At 69.6% G+C, this 21,051-nt stretch carries 15 protein-coding genes and 1 pseudogene; 7 read left to right on the top strand and 9 right to left on the bottom strand.

Annotation, left to right across the window (positions count from 1 at the left end):
* Positions 1 to 174 precede the first annotated feature (174 nt).
* Positions 175 to 945, top strand: coding sequence for an SDR family oxidoreductase (locus tag LZ199_RS15025; RefSeq protein WP_253994367.1), 771 nt, complete (start codon positions 175 to 177; stop codon positions 943 to 945).
* Between the two features lie 45 nt (positions 946 to 990).
* Here the strand turns inward: LZ199_RS15025 and LZ199_RS15020 are convergent, their stop codons facing one another.
* From LZ199_RS15020 to LZ199_RS15005, 4 genes are read right to left on the bottom strand one after another with little or no spacing between them, the layout of a single operon-like run.
* Positions 991 to 2,196, bottom strand: a complete 1,206-nt coding sequence (locus LZ199_RS15020; RefSeq protein ID WP_253994366.1) for an ABC transporter permease — start codon at positions 2,194 to 2,196, stop codon at positions 991 to 993.
* A 29-nt stretch (positions 2,197 to 2,225) separates the two neighbouring features.
* Positions 2,226 to 3,698 (bottom strand): efflux RND transporter periplasmic adaptor subunit, encoded by a 1,473-nt coding sequence (locus tag LZ199_RS15015; RefSeq protein ID WP_253994365.1) that lies wholly within the window; start codon positions 3,696 to 3,698, stop codon positions 2,226 to 2,228.
* A gap of 43 nt (positions 3,699 to 3,741) precedes the next feature.
* Complete coding sequence (locus LZ199_RS15010; RefSeq protein ID WP_253994565.1) at positions 3,742 to 4,461, bottom strand: ABC transporter ATP-binding protein; 720 nt, start codon at positions 4,459 to 4,461, stop codon at positions 3,742 to 3,744.
* An 8-nt stretch (positions 4,462 to 4,469) separates the two neighbouring features.
* On the bottom strand, positions 4,470 to 5,978 hold the full coding sequence (locus LZ199_RS15005) for a TolC family protein (RefSeq protein ID WP_253994364.1): 1,509 nt from the start codon (positions 5,976 to 5,978) through the stop codon (positions 4,470 to 4,472).
* A 509-nt stretch (positions 5,979 to 6,487) separates the two neighbouring features.
* Between LZ199_RS15005 and LZ199_RS15000 the strand changes: the two genes are divergently transcribed.
* Positions 6,488 to 7,771, top strand: a complete 1,284-nt coding sequence (locus tag LZ199_RS15000) for a sensor histidine kinase (protein ID WP_253994363.1) — start codon at positions 6,488 to 6,490, stop codon at positions 7,769 to 7,771.
* Between the two features lie 3 nt (positions 7,772 to 7,774).
* Entirely contained in the window at positions 7,775 to 9,124 is a 1,350-nt protein-coding gene (locus LZ199_RS14995) for a sigma-54-dependent transcriptional regulator (RefSeq protein WP_253994362.1), read from the top strand.
* Between the two features lie 49 nt (positions 9,125 to 9,173).
* On the opposite strand, the gene LZ199_RS14990 is transcribed toward LZ199_RS14995, so the two are convergent.
* Positions 9,174 to 9,764 carry a hypothetical protein gene (locus tag LZ199_RS14990; RefSeq protein WP_253994361.1) on the bottom strand — a complete coding sequence of 197 codons (591 nt, stop codon included), beginning with the start codon at positions 9,762 to 9,764 and terminating at the stop codon, positions 9,174 to 9,176.
* 98 nt (positions 9,765 to 9,862) lie between these two features.
* Here LZ199_RS14990 and LZ199_RS14985 point away from each other — a divergent pair, with 98 nt between their 5' ends.
* Entirely contained in the window at positions 9,863 to 10,324 is a 462-nt protein-coding gene (locus LZ199_RS14985; RefSeq protein ID WP_253994360.1) for a tetratricopeptide repeat protein, read from the top strand.
* Between the two features lie 10 nt (positions 10,325 to 10,334).
* Here the strand turns inward: LZ199_RS14985 and LZ199_RS14980 are convergent, their stop codons facing one another.
* Both LZ199_RS14980 and LZ199_RS14975 read right to left on the bottom strand, forming a co-directional pair.
* Positions 10,335 to 10,730 (bottom strand): VOC family protein, encoded by a 396-nt coding sequence (locus LZ199_RS14980; RefSeq protein ID WP_253994359.1) that lies wholly within the window; start codon positions 10,728 to 10,730, stop codon positions 10,335 to 10,337.
* A 149-nt stretch (positions 10,731 to 10,879) separates the two neighbouring features.
* A complete protein-coding gene (locus LZ199_RS14975) occupies positions 10,880 to 13,051 on the bottom strand; it encodes a M4 family metallopeptidase (RefSeq protein WP_253994358.1) in 2,172 nt (723 codons plus the stop codon).
* A 243-nt stretch (positions 13,052 to 13,294) separates the two neighbouring features.
* Here LZ199_RS14975 and LZ199_RS14970 point away from each other — a divergent pair, with 243 nt between their 5' ends.
* A complete protein-coding gene (locus LZ199_RS14970) occupies positions 13,295 to 15,019 on the top strand; it encodes a phosphatidylinositol-specific phospholipase C (protein ID WP_253994357.1) in 1,725 nt (574 codons plus the stop codon).
* Between the two features lie 196 nt (positions 15,020 to 15,215).
* Positions 15,216 to 16,787, top strand: a pseudogene (locus LZ199_RS14965) (hydroxymethylglutaryl-CoA reductase).
* A gap of 64 nt (positions 16,788 to 16,851) precedes the next feature.
* Here the strand turns inward: LZ199_RS14965 and LZ199_RS14960 are convergent.
* Both LZ199_RS14960 and LZ199_RS14955 read right to left on the bottom strand, forming a co-directional pair.
* Positions 16,852 to 17,619 carry an ATP-grasp domain-containing protein gene (locus LZ199_RS14960; protein ID WP_253994356.1) on the bottom strand — a complete coding sequence of 256 codons (768 nt, stop codon included), beginning with the start codon at positions 17,617 to 17,619 and terminating at the stop codon, positions 16,852 to 16,854.
* Positions 17,620 to 17,765: 146 nt separating this feature from the next.
* Entirely contained in the window at positions 17,766 to 20,171 is a 2,406-nt protein-coding gene (locus LZ199_RS14955; RefSeq protein ID WP_253994564.1) for an endonuclease MutS2, read from the bottom strand.
* A gap of 75 nt (positions 20,172 to 20,246) precedes the next feature.
* Between LZ199_RS14955 and LZ199_RS14950 the strand changes: the two genes are divergently transcribed.
* Positions 20,247 to 20,993 carry a tetratricopeptide repeat protein gene (locus LZ199_RS14950; RefSeq protein WP_253994563.1) on the top strand — a complete coding sequence of 249 codons (747 nt, stop codon included), beginning with the start codon at positions 20,247 to 20,249 and terminating at the stop codon, positions 20,991 to 20,993.
* Positions 20,994 to 21,051 lie beyond the last annotated feature (58 nt).

Below are 21,051 nucleotides of genomic sequence, written 5' to 3'. Positions count from 1 at the left end.
GCGAGCGACCCGAGGCGAGAACGGAAGGGAAGGGTAACACGGTGCCCGTGCTGGGACTGCTCTGTCGACAGGACGTCTCCTGAGCCCTGACGATTGAACAGAGTCGCCTCCAGGTCCGCGCCAGGCGGGTAGATTCCGCGGGCACGACAAGCGGGCATCCAGGAGGGGACACGCATGGACAAGGTCATCGTCATCACAGGGGCGAGTGGAGGCATCGGCGCGGAGCTGGCTCGCGTGGCGGGGGCGCGTGGGGCGAAGCTGGTGCTGGCCGCTCGCCGTCAGGCCGAGCTGGAGGTCGTCGCCAATCGCTCCGGTCGCGACTCGCTCGCCGTCGTCACCGACGTGACGTCCCGCGCGCAGGTGGAGCGGCTTCGCGACGCGGCGCTCAAGCGCTTCGGACACATCGACGTCTGGGTGAACAACGCCGGACGCGGCATCACCCGCTCCGTGGCCGAGCTCACCGACGAGGACCTGGAGTCGATGTGGCACGCCAACGTCCACAGCGCGCTCTACGGCATGCAGGCCGTCCTGCCGCACTTCCAGGCGCGCAACGCCGGACAGATTCTCAACATCTCCAGCACCCTGGGGCGCCTTCCTGTCGTGCCCCACCGCTCGGCGTACAGCGCGGCCAAGCACGCGTTGAACGCGCTGAGCGCCTGTCTCCGACAGGAGCTGCGCCAGACGCACCCGGGAATCTCCGTCACGGTGGTGATGCCCGGCGTGGTGGCCACGGAGTTCGGATCGAATGCGCTGGGCGGTGGGCCGGACTCCCGCGCGCTGCCCGGAGCCCAGCCCGTCGAGGAGGCCGTGGAGGTCATCCTCGACGCCATCGCCCACCCGCGTCCGGAGGTCTTCACGAAGGCGTCCACGCACGCCGAAGTGGAGCGCTACTACCACGACGTCGCCGCGTTCGAGGCGGACCCGGGCCTGCGTCCCGGGCGCTGAGCGTGGCGTGACGCCCGGGAGTCGCGGTGCTCCCGGGCGCGGGCGTCACTCGTAGCGGAGCGACTCGATGGGGGCCAGGCTCGCGGCACGGCGCGCGGGCCAGATGCCGAAGAACACGCCCACGGAGGCGGAGAAGGCGATGGCCACCACGATGGCCTCGGGGGCCACCACCATGGTCCACCCCATGAGCTTCTGGAGCACCGCCGCGCCTCCCACGCCCAAGATGAGGCCGAGCGTGCCACCAGCCAGACACAGCACCAGGGACTCGACGAGGAACTGGAGCAGGATGTCCGTGCCCGTGGCGCCCAGCGCCTTGCGCAGACCAATCTCGCGCGTCCGCTCCGTCACGGAGACGAGCATGATGTTCATGATGCCAATGCCTCCCACCAACAGGGAGATGGCGGCGATTCCGGCGAGCAGCAGCGAGAAGGTCTGCGTCGTCTCCTGCACCGTCGCGAGCAGCGAGGCCTGGTCCCGGATGTTGAAGTCGGCCTGCTCCTCTGGGCGGAGCCGGTGCTCCCGGCGCAGCTTGAGGTCGATTTCGGCCATCGCGTCATCCATGCCCTTGTCGGTGGCGGCCTGCACGGCGATGGAGCGGATGCGGTCGCTGCCCATCACCCGGAACTGCGCGGTGGACAGCGGGATGTAGAGGCTCTCGTCGGGGTTGGAGAAGCCCTGCGAGCCCTTCTCCGCGAGTACGCCGATGACCTCGAAGGGGATGCCTCGGATGCGCACCGTCTCGCCCACCAACGCAGCGGAGTCCCGCAGGCCGAGCTGCGCGCCCGCGAGCGCGCCGAGCACCACCACGCGTCGGCGGCCCCGGTCCTCCGCATCGGTGAACAGCCGGCCCGCCACGATGTTGGACTCGTTGATGCCGAAGTAGGCGGGCCACGTGCCCACCACCGACAGGTTCGCGTTGCCCGCGCCGTACTCCACCTGGAAGCGCGATTCGATTTCCGGCGCCACGGCCTGGATGTGCTTGGCGTTGGTGCGCAGCGCCTCCGCGTCGTCGATGGTCATCGTCGCCTGACCTCGACCCAGGCCTCCCGAGAAGGACTGTCCGGGACGCACCGTCAGGACGTTCGTCCCGAGCGTCTTCAGGCGCTGCTCCACCGAGCGCTGGGCTCCCTCGCCCAGCGCCACCATGGTGATGACCGCCGCGATGCCGATGACGATGCCGAGCATGGTCAACAGCGAGCGCAGCTTGTTGGCGAGGACCGCGTCGAACGCGACCCGGATGATTTCACCCATGACCTGCCTCCTCCTCCACCGACTGCCGACTAACGACCGCCGCGCCCACCACCCGGACCACCCATGCCCGGCATCATTCCGCCCGTCGCCGCCTTCATCCGCTCGTTGCGCTGCTGCTGTTGCTGCTGGAGCTGCGCCACCGACACGAGCAGCACCTGCTCGCCCGCCTCCAGCCCGCTGACGACCTCCGAGCTCTCCCAGTCACTCAGGCCCAGCATCACCTTGCGCGGCTCCGGCCCCTTCGGCCCCTGCACGAAGACGAGCCCCGGCCGCGTGTCACCCGTCGCCTGCCCGCCTTCGCGCCCGCCCCGGTTGCGCCGCCCCTCGCCTGGGCCTTCCTGCGCTCCGGCCGTCGCCGGCGTCGCCACGTTCACCGGAGTGACTGTTCCCGCGCCCACGGCGCCCTTGTCTCCGGCCGGCGGCGTGCCCTCGGCGCCGGCCGTCGGCGCCGCGCTCGTGCCACCCGTGCCCGAGCCACCCCGGCCACGGCCCTCGCCGGAGCCTCCCGCCGGACGCATCAGCGAGCGCACCGAGTCCTCCGTGAGTCCCACCGCCAGCGCCGCGGCGCGCGCATCCCGCAGGCTGACCACCGCGGAGTTGGGGACGGTGATGGCGTCGCGGCGGCGGGAGATTTCAATGGCCACCTCCGCGTTCATGCCCGGGCGCAGCAGGCCGTCCGGGTTGTCCAGGCGCACCAGCACCGGGAAGAGGGTGACGTTCTGCTCCACCAGCGCCTGGGGTTCGATCTTCACGACCTCACCGACGAACGTCTTGCCCGGGTACGCCTCCATCGTCACGCGCGCCTTGAGGCCCGCCTTGAGCTGGCCCACGTCCGTCTCGTCCACCTTGGCGCGCACCTGCATGACGGACAGGTCCGCCATCTTGAACAGCGTGCTGCCACCGGACACGTTGGAGGTGGCCGACGCGATGATCACCCCGGGCTGGATGGTCCGCTCCAGCAGCGTCCCGGCGCTGGGGGCGCGGATGGTGACGTCGCGGCTGCGCTCCTTGGCGAGCTGGAGGTTCGTCTCCGCGCGCACCTTGGCCGCCTGCGCGGTGGCGTAGGCGTCCACCGTCGTCTCGAACTCCTGCTGGGTGACGTAGCCGGACTGGCGCAGCGTCTCCATGCGCTGGCGCTGGGCCGACGTCGTGCTCAGCCGCACCCGCGCGGACTCCAAATCCGCCTGGGCCTGGGCCAGCGCGTTCTGCACGTCGCGCGGGTCTATCTCCGCGAGCAGCGCGTCCTTCTCCACCTTGTCGCCGGTGTCGAACATCACGCGCAGCACCTCACCGGAGGCCTTGGACTTCACCTCCACCACGCGCAGCGGCTCCACCAGGCCGGCGGACTCCGCGACGACCTCCATGTCCCGGCGCTCCACCACCGCCACGGCGGCCGAGCGCTCCGGCGTCTTGGGCTCCGTGCTCCGCTGGGTGACCCAGACGCCCGCTCCAATCAGGACCGCCGCGACACCCGTGATGATGATCTTCTTCGCCTTGCTCACGACGTCCTCCAGGTCTTCGTGGCCGCGCCAGGCGCGGTCCGGCTCAATTCCGCTTCAGCTCGTCCCGCTCGATGACGCCGTCCTTCAAGAACAGCACCCGCTGCGCGTACGCCGCGATGTCCGACTCGTGCGTGACGACCATCAACGTCTGGCCCTGGGAGTGCAGCTCCCCGAAGAGGGCCATGATCTCCTCACCCGTCTTGCTGTCGAGCGCGCCCGTGGGCTCGTCCGCCAGCAGCAGCGCCGGCTGCGTCACCAGGGCGCGGGCAATGGCCACGCGCTGGCGCTGACCGCCGGACAGCTCGTTGGGCCGGTGGTCCTTGCGTGCGCCCAGGCCCACCTTCTCCAGCATCGCCGCCGCGCGCTCCAGGCGGATCTTCTTGGGCACGCGCGCGTACACCAGCGGCAGCGCCACGTTGTCCAGCGCGGAGGCGCGAGGCAGCAGGTTGAAGCTCTGGAACACGAAGCCCAGCTCGCGGTTGCGGATGCGCGCCAGCGCGTTCTCCGTCATGCCCGAGACGGGCTGGCCGTTGAGCCAGTACTGCCCGCCGCTCGGCACGTCCAGGCAGCCGATGAGGTTCATGAACGTGGACTTGCCAGAGCCCGAGGGGCCCATGACGGCCACGTACTCGTTGCGGCGGATGGTGACGTCCACGCCGCGCAGCGCGCGCACCACCTCCGAGCCCATCGTGTAGTCCTTGCGCAGGCCCTCCGCGCGGATGACCACGTCCGAGATGTCCCGCGTCGGCGCGTTGCTCTCCATGGCGGTGCTCACAGCGGCCTCCCAGCGAGCGCTTCCAGCTCCGCGCGCGCGATGCGGTAGTCGAACCGAGACGACACGAGGTTGATCTCCGCCTGGACCAGGTTCTCCTGGGACGTCAGCAGCTCCAGGATGGTGGTCGCGCCCAGACGGTAGCGCTCTTCCTGCACCTTGAGGTCCTCGCGCGCCACTTCCACGGACTGCTCGGACAGGGTGATGCGGTCCGCCGAGAGGCGAAGCTGGGCGAGCGCCTGGCTGGCCCCCGACCTCACCGCGCGCCGCGTGTCCGCGAGCTGCGCCATGGACGTGACTTCCTGCGTCCTGGCCCGCTGCACCCGCTCCTCGCGCAGGAAGCCGTCGAAGATGGGGTAGGACAGGCCCAGGCGCACCGACCAGCTCGTCCTGCCACCGGTGAAGCTCGGGTCCTGGTTGAGCCAGTCATAGCCGGCCGTCAGGCGCACGTTCGGCAGGTAGGTCGCCTTCGCGACACTCACGCCCGCCTCGGAGGCGCGCAGCGTGGAGGCCGCGGCCAGCACCGCGGGCGCGTTGGACTCCAGCTCGGTGATGAGCGCCGTCTCCGTGAGGGTGAACGGCTTGGGGCCCAGGTTCTCGTCGGCCTTGGCCTGGGCCGGACCGTCCTCGCCAATGAGGCGTCCCAGCGACAGGGCCGCCGAGGTGCGCTGGGTCTCCGCCGTGCGCAGCGCCTCGCGGGCCGTGGTGTGGTCCAGCTTTGCCCGCAGCAGGTCAGAGCGCGTCGCCGAGCCCACCGCGAGCCGCCGCTCCGCCGCATCCTCGTTCTGCTTGGCCCGCTCGATGCGCGAGCGCGCCACTTCTTCCAGGCCCGTAGCCCGGAGGACCTCGTAGAAGGAGCGCTGGACGTCGAGCACCGCGCTGGCGCGCTGCGCGGTGAGCTGGGCCCCCGCCGCACCGGTTTGCGCGCGGGTCTGCTTGCGCGTGGCGCTCCGCTGCCCGCCGGTGAAGACGTTCCACGACGTGGAGAGGCCCGCGCCGTACGTGTCACTGGAGCCGGAGACGACGGTGCCCGTGTCGCCCAGGATGCGCTGGCTGCTCGAGAGCGCGCCAGACGCGCTCGCCGAGAGGGATGGGATGTAGGCGCCCACCGCGCTCAGCTCCGCGGCCTCGGCGTTGGTGACGGAGCCCTCGGCCTGCACCACCGCTGGATTCGTCTTGAGCGCCCGCGCGATGGCCTCCTCCAGCGTGACAGTCACGCCTTCGGCGGCGATCTGGGCCGTGAGGCTCTGCGCGGGGTTCGGCGCCTGCGCGCCGTCCTGGGGCGCGGCCTGGGCCGCCGCGGGGGCATCCTTCTGGGCCGCCTTCTGGGTGGGCGCATCGGCCGGAGCCTTCTGCGTCTGGGCGGTGTTCTGCTCCGTGCCGGTGGTGGGCGTGGGCGCCTGCGCCGCGCCCATTCCCGGCGTCGCGACGAGGCCCAGCAGGCTCAGCGTCAGCGCCGTCATCCGGTGGGGCCGTCTCTTGAACCACGCTCTCTTGAGCATCGTCATCGCAGCCTTGTCCCGTTGAGGGCCGGTGCGCATCTGGCGCGTCCGGCCGTTCCGAAGCAGGGTGACTGCATGCGCCTTGCCAGTTTTCAACACATCGAAATCTCAGGGGAAACCCGCGCCGGGCCCGCGAGAAGCGCCGCACGAGTGCGGATTCCGCATGCGGTCCGCACGGCCTGGGCCGGCCTCGGCCGCGCGGCGCGGGGTCCGCGCTCCATGAAGGGGGGCACGTGCGCCGCGTGAAGGTTGGGCCTCGTGCTTGCACAAGGAGGCCGCGTCGGGTGAGCGCGGCTCGCGTCGCGGCCTGCTCGACCTCCATTGCCGCGGCCCCCTCGCCGCGCCCACCCTCGGGAAGACATGCACATGGGCTCGACAGCAACCAGCCAAGAGGTCGCCCGCGTGGCGCCGCGCCATGAGAGAAGGAAGTGCGGATTCCGCACCGTGCATGCAGAGTTCGCAGCGAGCGGAGGCACCTCATGGAGTGGGATTCACCTCGAGAAGGGGCATCGTCGATGAGCGGCGCGTCCCGTTGGAGGCCGCGCGGTCCCTGGATGCCCTGGGTGGCGGCGGGGCTGATGTGCGCGGTGCTCCTGTCCGCGGTGCTCTTCATCCGAAGGTCCGCGATGGAGTCGTCCTCGCTGGTGGTGCGAGGCATGGCCAACGTCCTGATGCTCGCCGGGTTGGAGGCCTTCCGGGAGGGCACCGGTGTTCCGAGCCAGCAATCCCTGGATGCCTTCCTGGAAGCGAACCGGGAAGGGGGCCTGCGCTACGTGGCCATCATCGAGGATGGCAAGGTGCTGGAGTCGGCGGGTGAGGGCTCGCTGGGAGAAATCCAGGACGGCCCCTTGCTGCGCATCGAGGCGGGCCGGGGCCGCTTCATCCATCGACTGCGCAAGCCCAAGCCGGAGGCAGCCGTCGCGACGAACGGCGGCGAGCCCAGTGCCGTGGATGCGGCGACTCCTCAGGAGCCGCGCCGCAACCTGCGCATCGGCTACGAGTACGAGCCTGTCACCGCGCTGGAGCTGACGGACCGCGCGCAGCGCCTGCTGTTCATCGCCGCGGTGTCGTGCGTGGGAATCCTGGGCCTGGCCTTCGCCTTCTCGCGCTCCCTGGCGCAGCGCGAGGCCCTGGCGGCGGAGCTGGAGCGCGGGCGGAGGCTCGCCGCGCTGGGCACCATGTCCGCGGTGCTGGCGCACGAGCTGCGCAACCCGCTGGCCTCACTCAAGGGACACGCGCAGCTGCTCGCGGAGCGCGTGGAGCGGGACGAGGTGCTGCGTCCCAAGGCGGACCGCATCGTCGGCGAGGCGGTGCGGCTGGAGCAGTTGATGAATGACCTGCTGTCCTTCGTGCGCAGCGGAGAGCTGCGGCGCACCGGGACGGACCCCAACGAGGTGTTGCGCGCGGCGGTGGAGGCCACGGGCGAGGCCAGCGTGAATGCGCACTACCTGCCGGCCCACGCGCAGTGGGAGCTGGACCCCGGGCGCTTCCAGCAGGCGCTGGAGAACGTGCTGCGCAACGCGGTGCAGGTGAGCCCGGCCGGGCAGCCGGTGGAGGTGGACGTGGCGCAGGAGGGCCAGTCGCTCGTGTTCATCGTGAGGGACCATGGGCCGGGCATTCCGAAGGGCGACGAGGAGCGCATCTTCGAGCCCTTCGTCACCGGACGGCTGCGCGGCGTGGGGCTGGGGCTGGCCATCACCCGCCGAATCGTGGAGCTGCATGGCGGCTCCGTGAGCGCGAAGACTCACTCTGGCGGCGGCGCGGAGTTCCGGCTCACCGTCCCGGCGAGGGGGACCTGAGCCATGGCGCGCATCCTGGTGGCGGATGACGAGGAGGGCGTGCGCTCGTTCATCGCGGAGGCGCTGGAGGTCGAAGGCCACGTGGTGACGCAGGCGGCGGACGGCGAAGAGGCCGCGCGGCTCCTGGCGAAGCAGGGCGTGGACCTGTTGGTGACGGACCTGCGGATGCCGGGGATGGACGGGCTGACGCTGCTGCGCAAGGTGCGCGAGGAGCAGCCGGACGTGGAGGTCGTCGTCCTCACCGCGGTGGGCTCGGTGGAGAGCGCGGTGTCGGCGATGAAGGCCGGCGCCTTCGAGTACCTCCTCAAGCCCGTGGGCAGCCCGGCCGAGCTGCGGCTGACGGTGGCGCGGGCCCTGGAGCGCCGCGCGCTCTTGAACCTGAAGACGGAGGTGCGCCAGTCCACCAGCGAGGTGGTGTTGAGCTGGGGCGCGCCGTCGATGGAGCCGGTGGTGGAGGCGCTGCGCAAGGTGTCACCCACGCAGGCCACCGTGTTGCTGGTGGGGGAGAGCGGCACGGGCAAGGAGGTCGCCGCGCGAGCGCTGCACCAGTGGAGTGAGCGCTCGGAGGGGCCCTTCGTCGCGGTCAACTGCGCGGCCCTGACGGAGACGCTGCTGGAGAGCGAGCTGTTCGGCCACGAGAAGGGCGCCTTCACCGGCGCGGTGGCGCAGCGGCGCGGTCGCATCGAGCTGGCCCAGGGCGGGACGTTCTTCCTGGATGAAGTGGGCGAGCTGAAGGCGGAGCTGCAGGCCAAGCTCCTGCGCGTGCTCCAGGAGCGGCGCTTCGAGCGCGTGGGCGGCACGCGGACGCTGGAGGCGGACGTGCGCTGGGTGGCGGCGACCAACCGCGACCTCAAGACGATGATGGCCCACGGCGAGTTCCGCGAGGACCTCTACCACCGGCTGGCGGTGTTTCCCATCCGGATGCCCTCGCTGCGTGAGCGCCGCGAGGACCTGCGTCCCCTGTCGGAGCTGCTGTTGCGCCGCATTGGCGACGAGCTGGGGCGCCCGGGGCTGAAGTTGTCTCCAGAGGCGTCCGAGCGATTGGAGGCCTTCTCCTGGCCAGGCAACGTGCGCGAGCTGCGCAATGCCCTGGAGCGCGCGGCCATCCTCGCGGACGGCGCGGTGGTGGAGTCGCGTCACCTGTGGCTGGACCCCACGAGCGCGCCGGCGACGACGGTCCAGCCCACCTCGGGCACCGTGCGCCTGCCGGACAAGACGCTGGAGGAGCTGGAGCGGATGGCGATTGACCAGGCCATCGCGGACGAGGGCGGCAACCGGAAGCGCGCCGCGCAGCGGCTGGGCATCGGGTTGCGCACGCTCTACGACAAGCTGCGGCGCTACGGAATGCAGTGAAGCCAGGGGGGCGCGAGCGACAACAGCCGCCGCGCCCCTCTGCCTGACGTCACGGAGGGCCGTAGCCCTGCACGCGGGAGTTCAGCTCCACCGCGGTGGCGTAGATCTGCGCCCACGTCTTGAACTTCAGCTTGTCGCCGAAGCCCTTCTGGTCATTGGCGTAGTTGAAGAGGTCCTTGCGGAACAGGGCGTCGGCCGCCTTGCGCGCGCTGCCGTCCAGGGGCGTGCCCTTGCGGTCGTAGTAGCGCAGCAGGTCATAGCCGTAGTCGTGCGTCTTCGCGGCCGGGTCGAACTCCTTGTCCGGGCCAATCTTGCCGGGCGCGGACGCGGAGCCGTGCGGGTCCTGCATGCGCTGACCGTGCTTCGTCTGGATGGCGTAGGGCTTGTAGCCCATGACCTTCTCGAAGTCGGCCGGGGGAGGACGAGCACCCGTCAGGTACTCGTTCATCAGCTTGCCGTGGTCCCCGGCGGGAGCGGCGCCGACCTTGGCCGTGCGCTCCGTCGCGCTGGTGCCGCGAGCGAAGGTGTCCTGGGTGTTCGGCCGGACCGGAACCGCCGTGTTGGCGCGCTCGGCGGTCGGCGTCTCAGCGCTGTTGGAGAGCGGGCGGCGGGGGGCGACGGGGGGATTGCGTACGAGCATGGAGGACCCGGGGGAAAGCTTCTCTTGGTTTGTCGCACTCTGTAGGGTGGAAGTTGCGTCCTTGGGATTAACGCACCGCATTGTGAGAAGGAGGGCTTGTGGGCACGGACCTGTATCGCGACGGAGTGGCGCGGCTGGAGGCGGGGGATGGGAAGGAGGCGAAGCGGCTGCTGGAGGCCGCGCTCCATGAGGCCCCGGGGGATGCGGGGGTGATGCACGCGCTGTCACGGGCGCTGGAGGTGGTGGGGGAGCGCGCGAGGGCGGAGGAGCTGCTGGAGCTGGTCCACGCGAAGGCCCCCACGGAGCCCGGCCCGGCGTGCGATTTGGCGATTGCCCTGCTGGAGCGAGGGGAGGACGCGCGCGCGGCGCAGGTGCTGGCGCCGGTGCTGGAGGCGCACCCCGACCATCCGCGAGCGAACCTGGACCTGGCGTTGGCGCTGGCGAAGACGGAGCCGGAACGGGCGAAGGTTCACGCCCAGCGCGCGGGCCGGAGCTCGAATGCCGAAGAGCGCGAGCAGGCGGCCGCGCTGGAGCGGGTGCTGTCCGGACAGGCGCCCTGAGGCAGCGGCGTCACGTCTCCCGGACGCAGGCCTCGATGTTGTTGCCGTCCGGGTCCAACAGGAAGGCCGCGTAGTACGTGAAGGCGCCGACGCGAGGCCCGGGTGCGCCATTGTCCCGGCCTCCCGCGGCCAGCCCGCGCCGGTGGAACGCGTCCACCTCCGCGCGGTCCGTCGTGGAGAAGGCCATGTGGAGGGGGCTGCGTCCCGGCCCGTGCTGGTCCGTCCAGGTCTCCGGTATCAGCGTGCCTATCCAGAGGAAGGGCGACTTCGCGTCGGTGCCGAACAGCGCGAACCCGTCGCCGCCTTCCATGAGGCGAAGTCCCAGCGGAGCCAGGCACGCCTCGTAGAAGCGCACGCTCTTCTCCAGGTCCTTCGTCACGAAGCCGAAGTGGTCGAGCTTGAGCATGCGGGCAGGATGGGAACGCGCAAGCACCCACGACAAGGGGGGCTCCGGCGGCCCATGCGCTCGTCCTCCTGCTCGCCCGAGCACAACGCACGACGGGCGGCCTCCCGAGGGAAGCCGCCCGCCGTGTGAGGCTCAGCGTGAAGCCGGTGCTACGGCTTCGTGTAGTTGATGGTCAGGTTGTACGTCGCGGCCTGGTTGCTGGCGCCGCGCACCATGACGTGGGCCGCCGTCTGGCCCGCGGGCACGGTGAGCGTGCACGTCTCCGTCGCTCCCGACAGGTTCGGCCGGCAGTCGTAGGCGCTGGTGGTGGGCTGCGAGCCGAAGCGGACGTACAGGTTGGGGTTGCGCGTGCCCGTCATCGCCACGGAGAACGTGGTGCCCGGCACGACGGTGTACGGGCCGTAGCGCACGTTCGTGTTGCGCGCCACCGAGCCCGTCGCCATCTCCGTGGTGGGCGTGCCGCCACCGCCACCGCCCGAGTACGTGCCCGTCAGCGTCAGACCGGAGTAGGCCGTGTAGCCGTTGACCATGACGTACCAGGTGCCCGCCTGCGGATTGTTGATGGTGCACGTCTCCGCGTTGCCGCTGGTGTACGGGCGGCAGTCGTAGGTGCCGGAGTTGGGCGCGGCGCCGAAGCGCACGTACAGGTCCGCGTCACCGGTGCCACCCGTGGTGGTGACGACCAGCGAGGCGCGGCCCGCGGGGACCTCCAGCGTGTAGTACTTCTTGTTGCCGGAGCTGCCGGACAGGCCCGTCACCGGCACGCCGTTGCTCAGCGGCGACGTCACCGGGGGCGGGGGCGGCACACCGACGGCCACCCACGCGTCCGTCACGGCCTGCACAATCGCCGCGTTGTAGCCCAGGTCCTGCGCGGCCTGGACGGTGTACGCCTTGGCCTGCTCGAACGTGGTGCTCGGGGTGAAGAGGTCCGTGTTGGCCTTGTAGAAGATGCGGCCGGCCGCTTCCGGGCCAATGGCGGCGACGACGTTCGTCGTCTTGCCGCGCGGGTGGGTGCCACCCTTGGAGAGCAGGGCGAAGACGAGGTTGCTGATGCCGGAGCTGTAGTGCACGTCCACGCCGGACGAGTAGTCGCCGTAGAAGTCCAGCGACACGTCATCCTTGGCCGGGTCGTCCATGTAGCGCAGGGCATCGTTGGCGACGCCCGGCGTCCAGATGTCCTCGCCCACCATGAACACGTCCGCGTCCGTGGCCCAGCTGCGCGTCCAGCTCTCGCACACGCCGGAGAAGATGTCGGACATGGACTCGTTGAGGCCGCCGGACTCACCCGAGTAGATGAGGTCCGACTCGGTGTCCGTCACCGCGTGGGTCAGCTCGTGGACGGTGACGTCCAGGTCCTTGCCCAGCTCGATGGAATTCACCCCGTCGCCGTCGCCGTACACCATCTGGGTGCCGTCCCAGTACGCGTTCACGTAGTTGCTGCCGTAGTGGACGGTGCTGATGAGCGCGGCGCCCGCGTTGTCGTACGAGTCGCGGCCGAACAGCGTCTGGTAGCAGTTGTACGTCGTCCCCAACTGGTCGTAATTCATGTCCACGTGGGCATCGCCCGTGGCCGCCTGGCCCTCGCTGCGACGGAGGGTTCCCGGCGTGGTGCTGCCGTTGTTGGCGCTGTGCACCCGGCGGTTGAGCGCCGCGTGAATCTGGGGATGCGTGGCCAGCACGCCGCCGCGCTGCGCGTCGACGTAGACCAGGTCATCGGCCTTCATTCCCTCGCGGGTGCCCACCAGGCGCACCTGCCACGACAGGCGGAGCTCCTCGGTGCCCTCGGGACGCAGGAACACCAGCGTGGGAGCGCCCTCGGCGTTGGCGCCTTCGACGGACGTGCCGGCGAGCGCGGCCGTGAGCGCGGCCTCCGAGGCCACCGACGCCTTCGCTGAGGGCGCCGTACCACCGCGAGCCGAGCCGTTGGCCGCGTAGATGAGACCCTGCGGGTCCGCGTGGAGCACCAGCTCACCGCCCACCACGGGCAGGCCCTGCTCCAGCTGCCGGAAGCGCAGGTGCTTGCGACCCTGCGCGTCCACCGTGGCGCGGCGGAACACCAGGTCGTCGTTGCGCAGGCGGAAGGCGGAGGCGATCTCCGCCAGGGCCTCGCGCGCCTCGGCGCCCGAGTCGGAGCGGGCCCGCTGCGCGGACACACCGTCCGTCGCCAGGCGCCCCAGCTCACCGCGAATCAGGAACGGGACTCCTTCCTGCTGTCCGACCACCTCGACTTCCGGCAGTCGCGCCAGCGCGGCCTGGACGTCCGCGTCCTTGGCCTCCGCTGGGGGTGCTTCACCTTCCGGCTGCACTGAACCGCAAGCCATGAGACCGGCGCCAACCCACGCCGCGCAGAACGTCCTCCAGACATTGCCTCTCAAGAGCACGACCTTTCTAAAGAAGGGGGCTCTTTCATTGCACCACGTTTATTCGTGTTTCAAGCGGTTTTGATATATAAGTTGGTTTTCCTGTTTTAGAGTTGTTTTACACGCAGCCCTCATTTCTGGTGTGTCCATTCGTGGGTAAGGGTGTGTTGCCGCCGCTTGCTCACACGTCAACGAGAGACATCCATGTCCACGCTGTCTTTACCTGTCGCGGGTCTTCGTTCCCTGGCGTTCCTGGTGGCCCTGGGGCTGGTCGTCGGTGCGGCGCCCGCCTTGGCGAGAGGGCGGTACTACAACCACTCCGGAGGAATCGAGACGAGTCATCCCTCGTGGATGAGCTGGGTTCCCAGCTCGACGGGGCTGGGCGCCCTGTCGTTGCCTGGGACTCACGACACCATGGCCTATCAATCCTATGGGGGAGATCTGACGCAGACGCAGTCGCTGGGGCTGCGACAGCAGCTGGACGCGGGCATCCGGGCGCTGGATATCCGCTGTCGGCACATCGGCGACCGTTTCACCATCCACCACGGCGTCGTCTATCTGCATGTCAACTTCGACGATGTCCTCCAGACGACCATCCAGTTCCTCAACGAACATCCCACCGAGACGGTGGTGATGCGGGTGAAGCGGGAGCACACCGAGGAGGACAATACGCGCGGCTTCGCGCAGACCTTCGAGTGGTATCGCGACCAGCCTGCCTACAGTCCCTATCTCTGGCGGGGCTCGCATGTGCCCACGCTGGGCGAGGTGCGCGGTAGGATTGTGATTGTCGACGACTTCGCCGGAGGGACGTACGGCATTCCCTGGGGCGCGGTGAACCTCCAGGATGACTGGACGGTGTCGCAGCTCGGGGATATCGACGACAAGTGGAACAAGGTCCGGGCGCACCTGGACAGGACGCAGGGCGCCTCGCCGTCCACCCTGTCCATCAACTTCCTGAGTGGTTCGTCCGCCATGGCCTATCCCTTACATGTGGCGGGAGGAATCAACATCCTGGGTATCAATTATCGCGGCGTGAATGATTATGCCATCGACCACCTGGTGGGCGGGTGGGCGCAGCGCGCGGGCATCATGATGATGGACTTCCCGGGTGCGGGATTGATTGACGCCATCCTGTCGCTCAACGTCCGGCTGCTGCCGTCCTCCCAGGGACTGCCGGCGGACTTCGGCCCCATCTTCCGGAACACGGCGTACACGGTGGGCGGCGACGCGGAGTCGCGCTGGCATGGGATGCAGGCGTTCCTCCAGAACGCCGCGCCCGGACGCAATTGGCATGTGATGGCGCTGAAGCGGGAGTGGGGCGGGTGGATGCACCACGAGGGCGCGTTCTTCCAGTCCGACTCCATGGATGACTACACGCACGTGGCCTTCCCGACGCGCACGGTGACAAGCGTGGTGGGCCCCGGGTATCTGGCCAGCTACGTGAACGGGCAGCTCGGTGGGTTGTCCGGAGGCTCGGGCGACAGGGCGTCTCAGCTCCATTCGCGGCTGAGCTCGCGGTTCCCGTTCCAGCTCTGGTCCGTGGTGGTGAAGCGCGCTCCGGGCGGGCTCTCCAATTGGGCGTACTCGGACTTCGGGCGGGGCTACAAGACGTCGTCGGGTGACTACACATACGCGGTCCAGGGCTACTCGGCCTACGACGGCGTGTATCTGCACGAGCACATCAACCAGGAGGGGAACGTCGTCCGACTGACGTCGAGCGTCGGCTGGCTGAGTGATGTCGGCTTCGATGACTCGCTGAGCTCCGTCACCGTGCTGGGCCCGTATCAGGCGACGCTGTGCGAGCACCCGAACCAGACGGGTCGGTGTTTCACCACGTCCTCGAGCGTGCGGGAGGTCAACGCCGTGCCCGGTGGACCGTGGAATGATCAAATCTCCTCGGTCTCCGTGAGCCGGGTGGGACTGCACTGAGTGTTGAGACGAGGCCCACCCAGATGGACGAGTGCGCCTCATCACCCGGCTCGGACTGCCTCATGGGGCGGGCCGCTGTCACCTGTCGGATGGCGGAACATCCAGTGAAACAAGTTTAGGATGGAAACCATCAAAAGCCGCGCTGGCTCCGAGTCAAGCCAAGGGAGGGTGCGTATTGGGTGGGCCAGGGGGAGCAATGGCCAACGACGCGGTTGTTTCAACGGGGAATGTCGGGAGCAACACGGGGGAGGCGCGGTGCCTGAGGAATCGGCGCGGCGCGGTGGAACTCGAGCTGAGCAATCACCTGGCGGACCTGCGGCTCATCGGGCTCGGCGTAGTTCGGGTGGATGGGAAGGAAGTTCCGCTGGAGCAGGTCGTGCTGGTGTCGGTCGAGGGCCCCGTGTGGCGCGGCGAGCGACTGTCGCGGGAGTGCCCGGTTGCCTTCGAGCAGCGCGGGACGCTGTGTCTGCGCGCCGAGATTCCGCCGCTCGGGGAGGGGGAGCACCGGGTAGAGGTGGAGCTGGAGTGTGGACTTCACGGCCTCGTGAGTCTGCATGTGACGGAGGCCATCGAGGAGGCACATCCGGAGCCCGACAGTCGCATCCCGCGCAGTCCGGAGGATGACTTCACGGAGGACATCGTCCGGGCGCGGCGGGACTACGTGGAGTCGTGGACGGGGGCTCGGCTGGAGCATGTGGCGCGTCACTCGTTCGACGCCGGTCATGCGAGGAACTCCTGCGAGCACTTCATGGGCGTGGCCCAGGTGCCGATGGGCATCGCCGGGCCTCTCACCATCATGGGAGAGCATGCTCACGGCGCGTACCTCATCCCCCTGGCTACGACAGAGGGGGCGATGGTGGCGAGCTACAACCGGGGCATCAAGGTCCTCAACGAGGCTGGAGGGGCGACCTGCACGGTGCTGGACGACGCCATGCAACGCGCGCCGGTCTTTGTCTTCGCGAGCGCGAAGGCGGGGCGTGAATTCACGACATGGGTGGAGGCAAACCATGCGGCCATCGCCGAGCAGGCGGAGGCGACGAGCCACGTGGCGAAGCTCCAGCGCATCGAGTCCTACCAGGTGCATCGGATGGTCTTCCTGCGCTTCAACTTCTCGACGGGGGATGCGGCGGGGCAGAACATGGTGGGCAAGGCCGTGTTCGCCGCGCTCCTCTGGATTCGAGAGCGGTACCCGGCCATCCGCGCCAGCTTCCTGGATGGGAACATCGACACGGACAAGAAGTCCTCCCGACTGAACATCCTGCGGACCTGAGGCAAGCGCGTGGTCGCGGACGCGGTCGTTCCGAAGGAGTTGCTCCTATCGCGGATGCGCACGCACGTGCGCCAGTTGGTGCTGGTGCAGCGACTCACCACGGAAGGAGCGAATCTCGCGGGCTCGCACAACAACGGCTGTCAGTCCGCCAATGCGCTCGCGGCGCTGTTCATCGCGACGGGACAGGATGTGGCGGCCCTGGCGGAGTCCTCCGCCGCGCACCTCTTCATGGAGGAGACTCCGGAAGGTGACCTCTATATCTCCGTCACCTTGCCGTCGCTCGTGTTGGCCACTCACGGTGGTGGCACGGGCCTGCCCACGCAGCGCGAGTGTCTCGAGTTGATGGACTGTTACGGAGGCGGCAGGGTGCGCCGGCTGGCGGAGATTGTCGCGGGGGTCGTCCTCGCCGGGGAGCTGTCGCTCGGGTGCGCCCTGGCCTCGACGATGGGCTCGGAGGAGTGGGTGTCCAGCCACGAGAAGCTGGGGCGCAATCGCTAGCGCTCCTGGGACTTCGCTCTCGGTGGGCTGCTGGCTCGCGACCCCCTCCGGGTCGTGAGCCAGCTCAGAAACGCATCGCTTCGAGTGCCGCCACCATCTTCCCGACGTCGTATCCGTAGAAGCCCGCGGAGTTGAGCGTGTTGATCTCCCCGACGTAGGGCCGCTGCTCGTGGACGAAGACGTCCAGCGCATAGGCCCGGTCCGGTCCCCAACGGTCCGCCATTCGCTGGGCGAAGGTCCACACGTCCGGCTCGACTTCCGGCGAGGAGAAGACCCGGTCCCCCAGCTTGTAGCGCGTGCCCGTGACGACGCGGCCGTCCACGACGACCATGCGGTACTCGCTCTGGATGTGCCGGAGCGCGCTGACGGCCACCCACGTGTCCGCGGTGACCTGGGTGTTCTCGGGCTCCGCCAGGGCGCTCTCGCGCCAGCGCTCGAAGTCCTCCCAGGAGGTCACCATGCCGGAGAACGACTTGTCGTCCAGGCACGGCCGGATGAAGAACGGCGTCGCCTGCACAGGCACGTCGCCGAAGCGGCACACGTGCGCGTCGCCGTTCAACAGGTGCTCGCCCAGGTGCTCGCGCCACACGCGAAAGTCGAACCGCTCGTTGAGGAACGCGCCCGGCGTCCATCCCCGGGCCTTCGCGTAGCGCGCCAGGCTGAGTGAGCCCATGACGACGACGGGCCCCGTCACGTCGACGGTGGGCTCCACGCCCCCATCGAAGGGAATCACCTTCACCAGGGTGTGGGGCATGCCTCCGCGCTCCAGGGCCTGCATCAGGTCATGGAAGCCGCGCTCGTTGAACAGATTGTCCTGAACGACCCAGTGCATATGCCTCCCTCCGTGCGAAGCGGTGGGCCGGGGACGCTCGGCCCGGGGTGGGGCTGACGACGGAGCCTCGGTGGAAACGGGAAGGGCCCGGCATGCCTGGGTCTCCCCAGCGCGTCCGGGCCCTCCTGTTGACCTGCAGCCTTCGCTCAGGCGCGCAGGGCCACCACGGTGACGCCGTCACCGCCCTCGTGGGCCTCGCCCGGCCGGTACATCCGGATGTACGGCGAGTTCGCCAGGTAGTCGCGCAGCGCCTGCTTCAGCGCGCCCGTGCCGTGGCCATGGACGATGAGCGCGGCTTCCTCTCCGCTGCGCATGCCCCGGTCCAGGAACGACTCCACCTCCGCGAGCGCGTCGTCCGCGCGCATGCCGCGCACGTCGCAGCGGAAGTTGGTCGCCTCCACCTGCGCCGGCGCCGCCGAGGCCGCCCGCTTCAGCGACGCATCCTGCTTCTGCCGCTCCGGGAACTTCGCCTGCTGCGGCTTGCGCGTGCGGGGACCCGACAGCTCCGACGTGGGGACGCGCATCTTCATCGCCCCACCGGCGGACACCACCGCGTGGCCCTCCGCCAGCTCCAGGATTTCGACATCCCGGCTGAGTCCCGAGTGGTGCACCCACGCGCCCACCTTGAGGTTCGCGGGCCCGGCGGCCTCCACCTGGAACAGCTCCGCCTTCGCCGCCAGGGCGCGCTTCTGGGCGTCCTCCGCCCGCTGCTGGAGCTGCATCCGCGCTTCCGACAGCGTCTTCTCGTTCTGCTCGGAGCGCAGCTTCGCCAGCAGCTCTCGCACTTCCGCCGCCGCGTGCTCGCTGGCCGCGTGCACGTCCTCGTTGAACTGCATCATCTTCGCGCGGCGCTCCCGCTCGAAGGTCTGCTTCTGCTTCTCCAGCTCGGTGCGCAGCGCCTCGGCTTCCTTCGCCGCCACGCGCGCCCGCTCCAGCTCCTCGGACAGCTTGCGGCGCTCTTCCTCGGCCGCCGCCAGCGCCTGGGAGAGGGGACCGCCCGCGTTCAGCGTCAGCTCCCGCGCGCGCTCACATACCCGCTCGGGCAGGCCCACCCGGACCGCCATGTCGATGGCGGAGGACTGTCCCGCCGCGCCCATCTGGAGCCGGTACGTCGGCGCCATCCGCTTCGAGTCGAAGCCCACCCGCGCGTTGAGGAAGCGCGGGTCCATGTGCGCCAGCGCCTTGAGCTCCTCCAGGTGCGTGGTGACGAGCGCCACGGCGCCCTTGGCGAGCAGCTCCTCGAGCACGGCGATTGCGATGGCCGCGCCCTCGCGCGGGTCCGTGTCCGCGGCGATTTCGTCGATCATCACCAGCGAGCCCTCGCTCGCCTCCGCGATGATGTCGCGCAGCATCACCACGTGCGCGCTGAACGTGGACAGGCCCTGCGTCAGGTCCTGCGCGTCGCCCACGGTGGAGTGCACGGAGCCGTACAGAGGCATCCGCGAGCCTTCCGCCACCGGAACGGGCAGGCCCGCGCGCAACATCAACGCGCACAGCCCCACGCCCGTCAGCGTCACCGTCTTGCCGCCCGCGTTGGGGCCCGACACGACGAGCGCCTTGGCGCCGCCATTGAGCGTCACGTCGTTGGCGACGACTTCCGTGCCCTTGAGCACCAGTCGCGGGTGACGCAACAGCCGCAGCTGGAGGTCCGTCACCCCGACGAACTCGGGCGTCGTGGCCTCCAGGTCCGCGGAGAGGATGGCCACCGCCTCCGCCTCGTCCAGCTCCGCCACCGCGTCCAGGCCTTCCAGGACGCGGTCCGACTCCCGGCCGAGCTGCTCGCTCAGATTCTGGAGCACCCGCCGCTCCTCCTCCGTCACCACCGACTGGGCGATGGCCAGGTCGTTGCCCAGGCCCACCATCGCCTGCGGCTCCATGAAGAGCGTCTGGCCCGTCTGGCTGGCGTTGTGGACGATGCCGTCCACTTCCGAGCGGTAGTTCGACACCACCGGCACCACGTACCGGCCGTTGCGCAGGGTGTAGTAGTTCTCGCGCAGCTTGGGGATGAACGCCTCGTCATGGAGCAGCTCGTCCAGCCGCGCCTTGATGCGGCGGTGGAGGCCCCGGGCCCTGTCACGCGCCTCGCGCAGCTCCGGACTGGCGCGGTCGGAAATCTCTCCGTCCGGTTCGAAGCACTGGTCGATGCGCCGCGCCAGTGACTCCAGCATGGGCAGCCGGCGCGCCAGCTCCATCAGCCGGGGGACGCGCTCCTTGCGTTCCTCCAGCGCCTCCCGGGTGCGGACGAAGGCGAACAGGAGCTGCGCCGAGTCGATGAGCTGCCGGGGCTCCAGCATTCCGCCCTTGGCCGCGTGGCCCACGGCGATTCGCAGGTCCACCACGCCGCCCAGCGGCAGGGAGAATTGTTCCTGGGACAGGGAGCGCGCCTCGCCCACCAGGGCCAGGGCCTCCGCGACCTGCTCGGCCGAGTCGAGGAACGGCCGGGCGAGCACCCGCTCCCTTCCTGGCTCCGTCCGACACCGCTGCGTCAGCGCGCGAAGTACTTCCGCGAATCCGAGGTCTTCCAGCGTCTTTTGGGATATCTGCACGGTCATGGGTTTCATGCGCGGCCGTCTGGTCGTCAAGAGGATCTATTGAGGAGTCCCGCTCGGCTCTGCTATCTGCCGCGCATGCACTGGGTCTTCCTGGTGGCTTTCCTGGCGGGCGCCTCCGACGCCGCGGAGCCATCCACCCTGACGGTGGCGCAGTCCCGACCCGTGTCCCCGGCTCCCCCTCCCATGTCCCTCACGGACGCGCTCGCGCTGGAGGCGGGAGGGGATGACACCGGCGCGCTCCAGGCCGTGGAGGCCCTGGTCCGCTCCAAGCCCGAGTGGGAGTTGCCCCGGCTGGAGGCCGCCCGGCTGCTGCTCAAGGTGGGAGGCTCCGTGGAGCAGGCCGAGGGCCACCTGGAGGTCGCCATGCGGGTGGCCCCCACCAACCCTCGGGCCTGGTACCTGCGAGGTCTGCTCTGGGAGGAGAAGGGCAACGCATTCCAGGCCGCCCGGGCCTACGAGACGGCGGTGCAGCACCGGGCGTCGTACGAAGAGGCGCGCTTCCGGCTCGGGGGCCTCTGGGTCTCCCTGGGAGATTTGCTCAAGGCGGAGCTGCACTATCGCTACCTGGCCCGCGCCAAACCGGAGTGGGTGCAGGTACGCCTTCAGCTCGCGGACGTGCTGGAGAAGCAGGAGCGACTGCTGGACGCGGAGACGGAGCTGCTGGCGGCGCGGAGCGTGCAGCCGGACAGCCATCTGGTGCTCCGCAAGCTGGCCGACTTCTACGACAGGACAGAGCGGCCCCAGCTCGCGGCGAAGGTGCGCAAGTCCCTGGAGCCACAAGAGAAGCGGCGCATGCGAGCGCTCAAGCCGTCGCGTCGCTGACGGAAGACGTCGCGGTGCGTCGTGGCGATTGCGCCTCCGGGCGTGGCGCATAGACTGC

Origin of the sequence: Myxococcus qinghaiensis, from assembly GCF_024198215.1 — a bacterium.
GTDB classification, from domain to species: Bacteria; Myxococcota; Myxococcia; order Myxococcales; family Myxococcaceae; genus Myxococcus; species Myxococcus qinghaiensis.
This window is presented reverse-complemented; position numbering and strand designations above follow the sequence as displayed.

Excerpts from the sequence above, each read along its gene's own strand:
- LZ199_RS15025 (WP_253994367.1), top strand. The coding sequence starts at position 175 with ATGGACAAGGTCATCGTCATCACAGGGGCGAGTGGAGGCATCGGCGCG.
- LZ199_RS15020 (WP_253994366.1), bottom strand. The coding sequence starts at position 2,196 with ATGGGTGAAATCATCCGGGTCGCGTTCGACGCGGTCCTCGCCAACAAG.
- LZ199_RS15010 (WP_253994565.1), bottom strand. The coding sequence starts at position 4,461 with ATGGAGAGCAACGCGCCGACGCGGGACATCTCGGACGTGGTCATCCGC.
- LZ199_RS15005 (WP_253994364.1), bottom strand. The coding sequence starts at position 5,978 with ATGACGATGCTCAAGAGAGCGTGGTTCAAGAGACGGCCCCACCGGATG.
- LZ199_RS15000 (WP_253994363.1), top strand. The coding sequence starts at position 6,488 with ATGAGCGGCGCGTCCCGTTGGAGGCCGCGCGGTCCCTGGATGCCCTGG.
- LZ199_RS14995 (WP_253994362.1), top strand. The coding sequence starts at position 7,775 with ATGGCGCGCATCCTGGTGGCGGATGACGAGGAGGGCGTGCGCTCGTTC.
- LZ199_RS14990 (WP_253994361.1), bottom strand. The coding sequence starts at position 9,764 with ATGCTCGTACGCAATCCCCCCGTCGCCCCCCGCCGCCCGCTCTCCAAC.
- LZ199_RS14980 (WP_253994359.1), bottom strand. The coding sequence starts at position 10,730 with ATGCTCAAGCTCGACCACTTCGGCTTCGTGACGAAGGACCTGGAGAAG.
- LZ199_RS14975 (WP_253994358.1), bottom strand. The coding sequence starts at position 13,051 with ATGGCTTGCGGTTCAGTGCAGCCGGAAGGTGAAGCACCCCCAGCGGAG.
- LZ199_RS14970 (WP_253994357.1), top strand. The coding sequence starts at position 13,295 with ATGTCCACGCTGTCTTTACCTGTCGCGGGTCTTCGTTCCCTGGCGTTC.
- LZ199_RS14960 (WP_253994356.1), bottom strand. The coding sequence starts at position 17,619 with ATGCACTGGGTCGTTCAGGACAATCTGTTCAACGAGCGCGGCTTCCAT.
- LZ199_RS14955 (WP_253994564.1), bottom strand. The coding sequence starts at position 20,171 with ATGACCGTGCAGATATCCCAAAAGACGCTGGAAGACCTCGGATTCGCG.
- LZ199_RS14950 (WP_253994563.1), top strand. The coding sequence starts at position 20,247 with ATGCACTGGGTCTTCCTGGTGGCTTTCCTGGCGGGCGCCTCCGACGCC.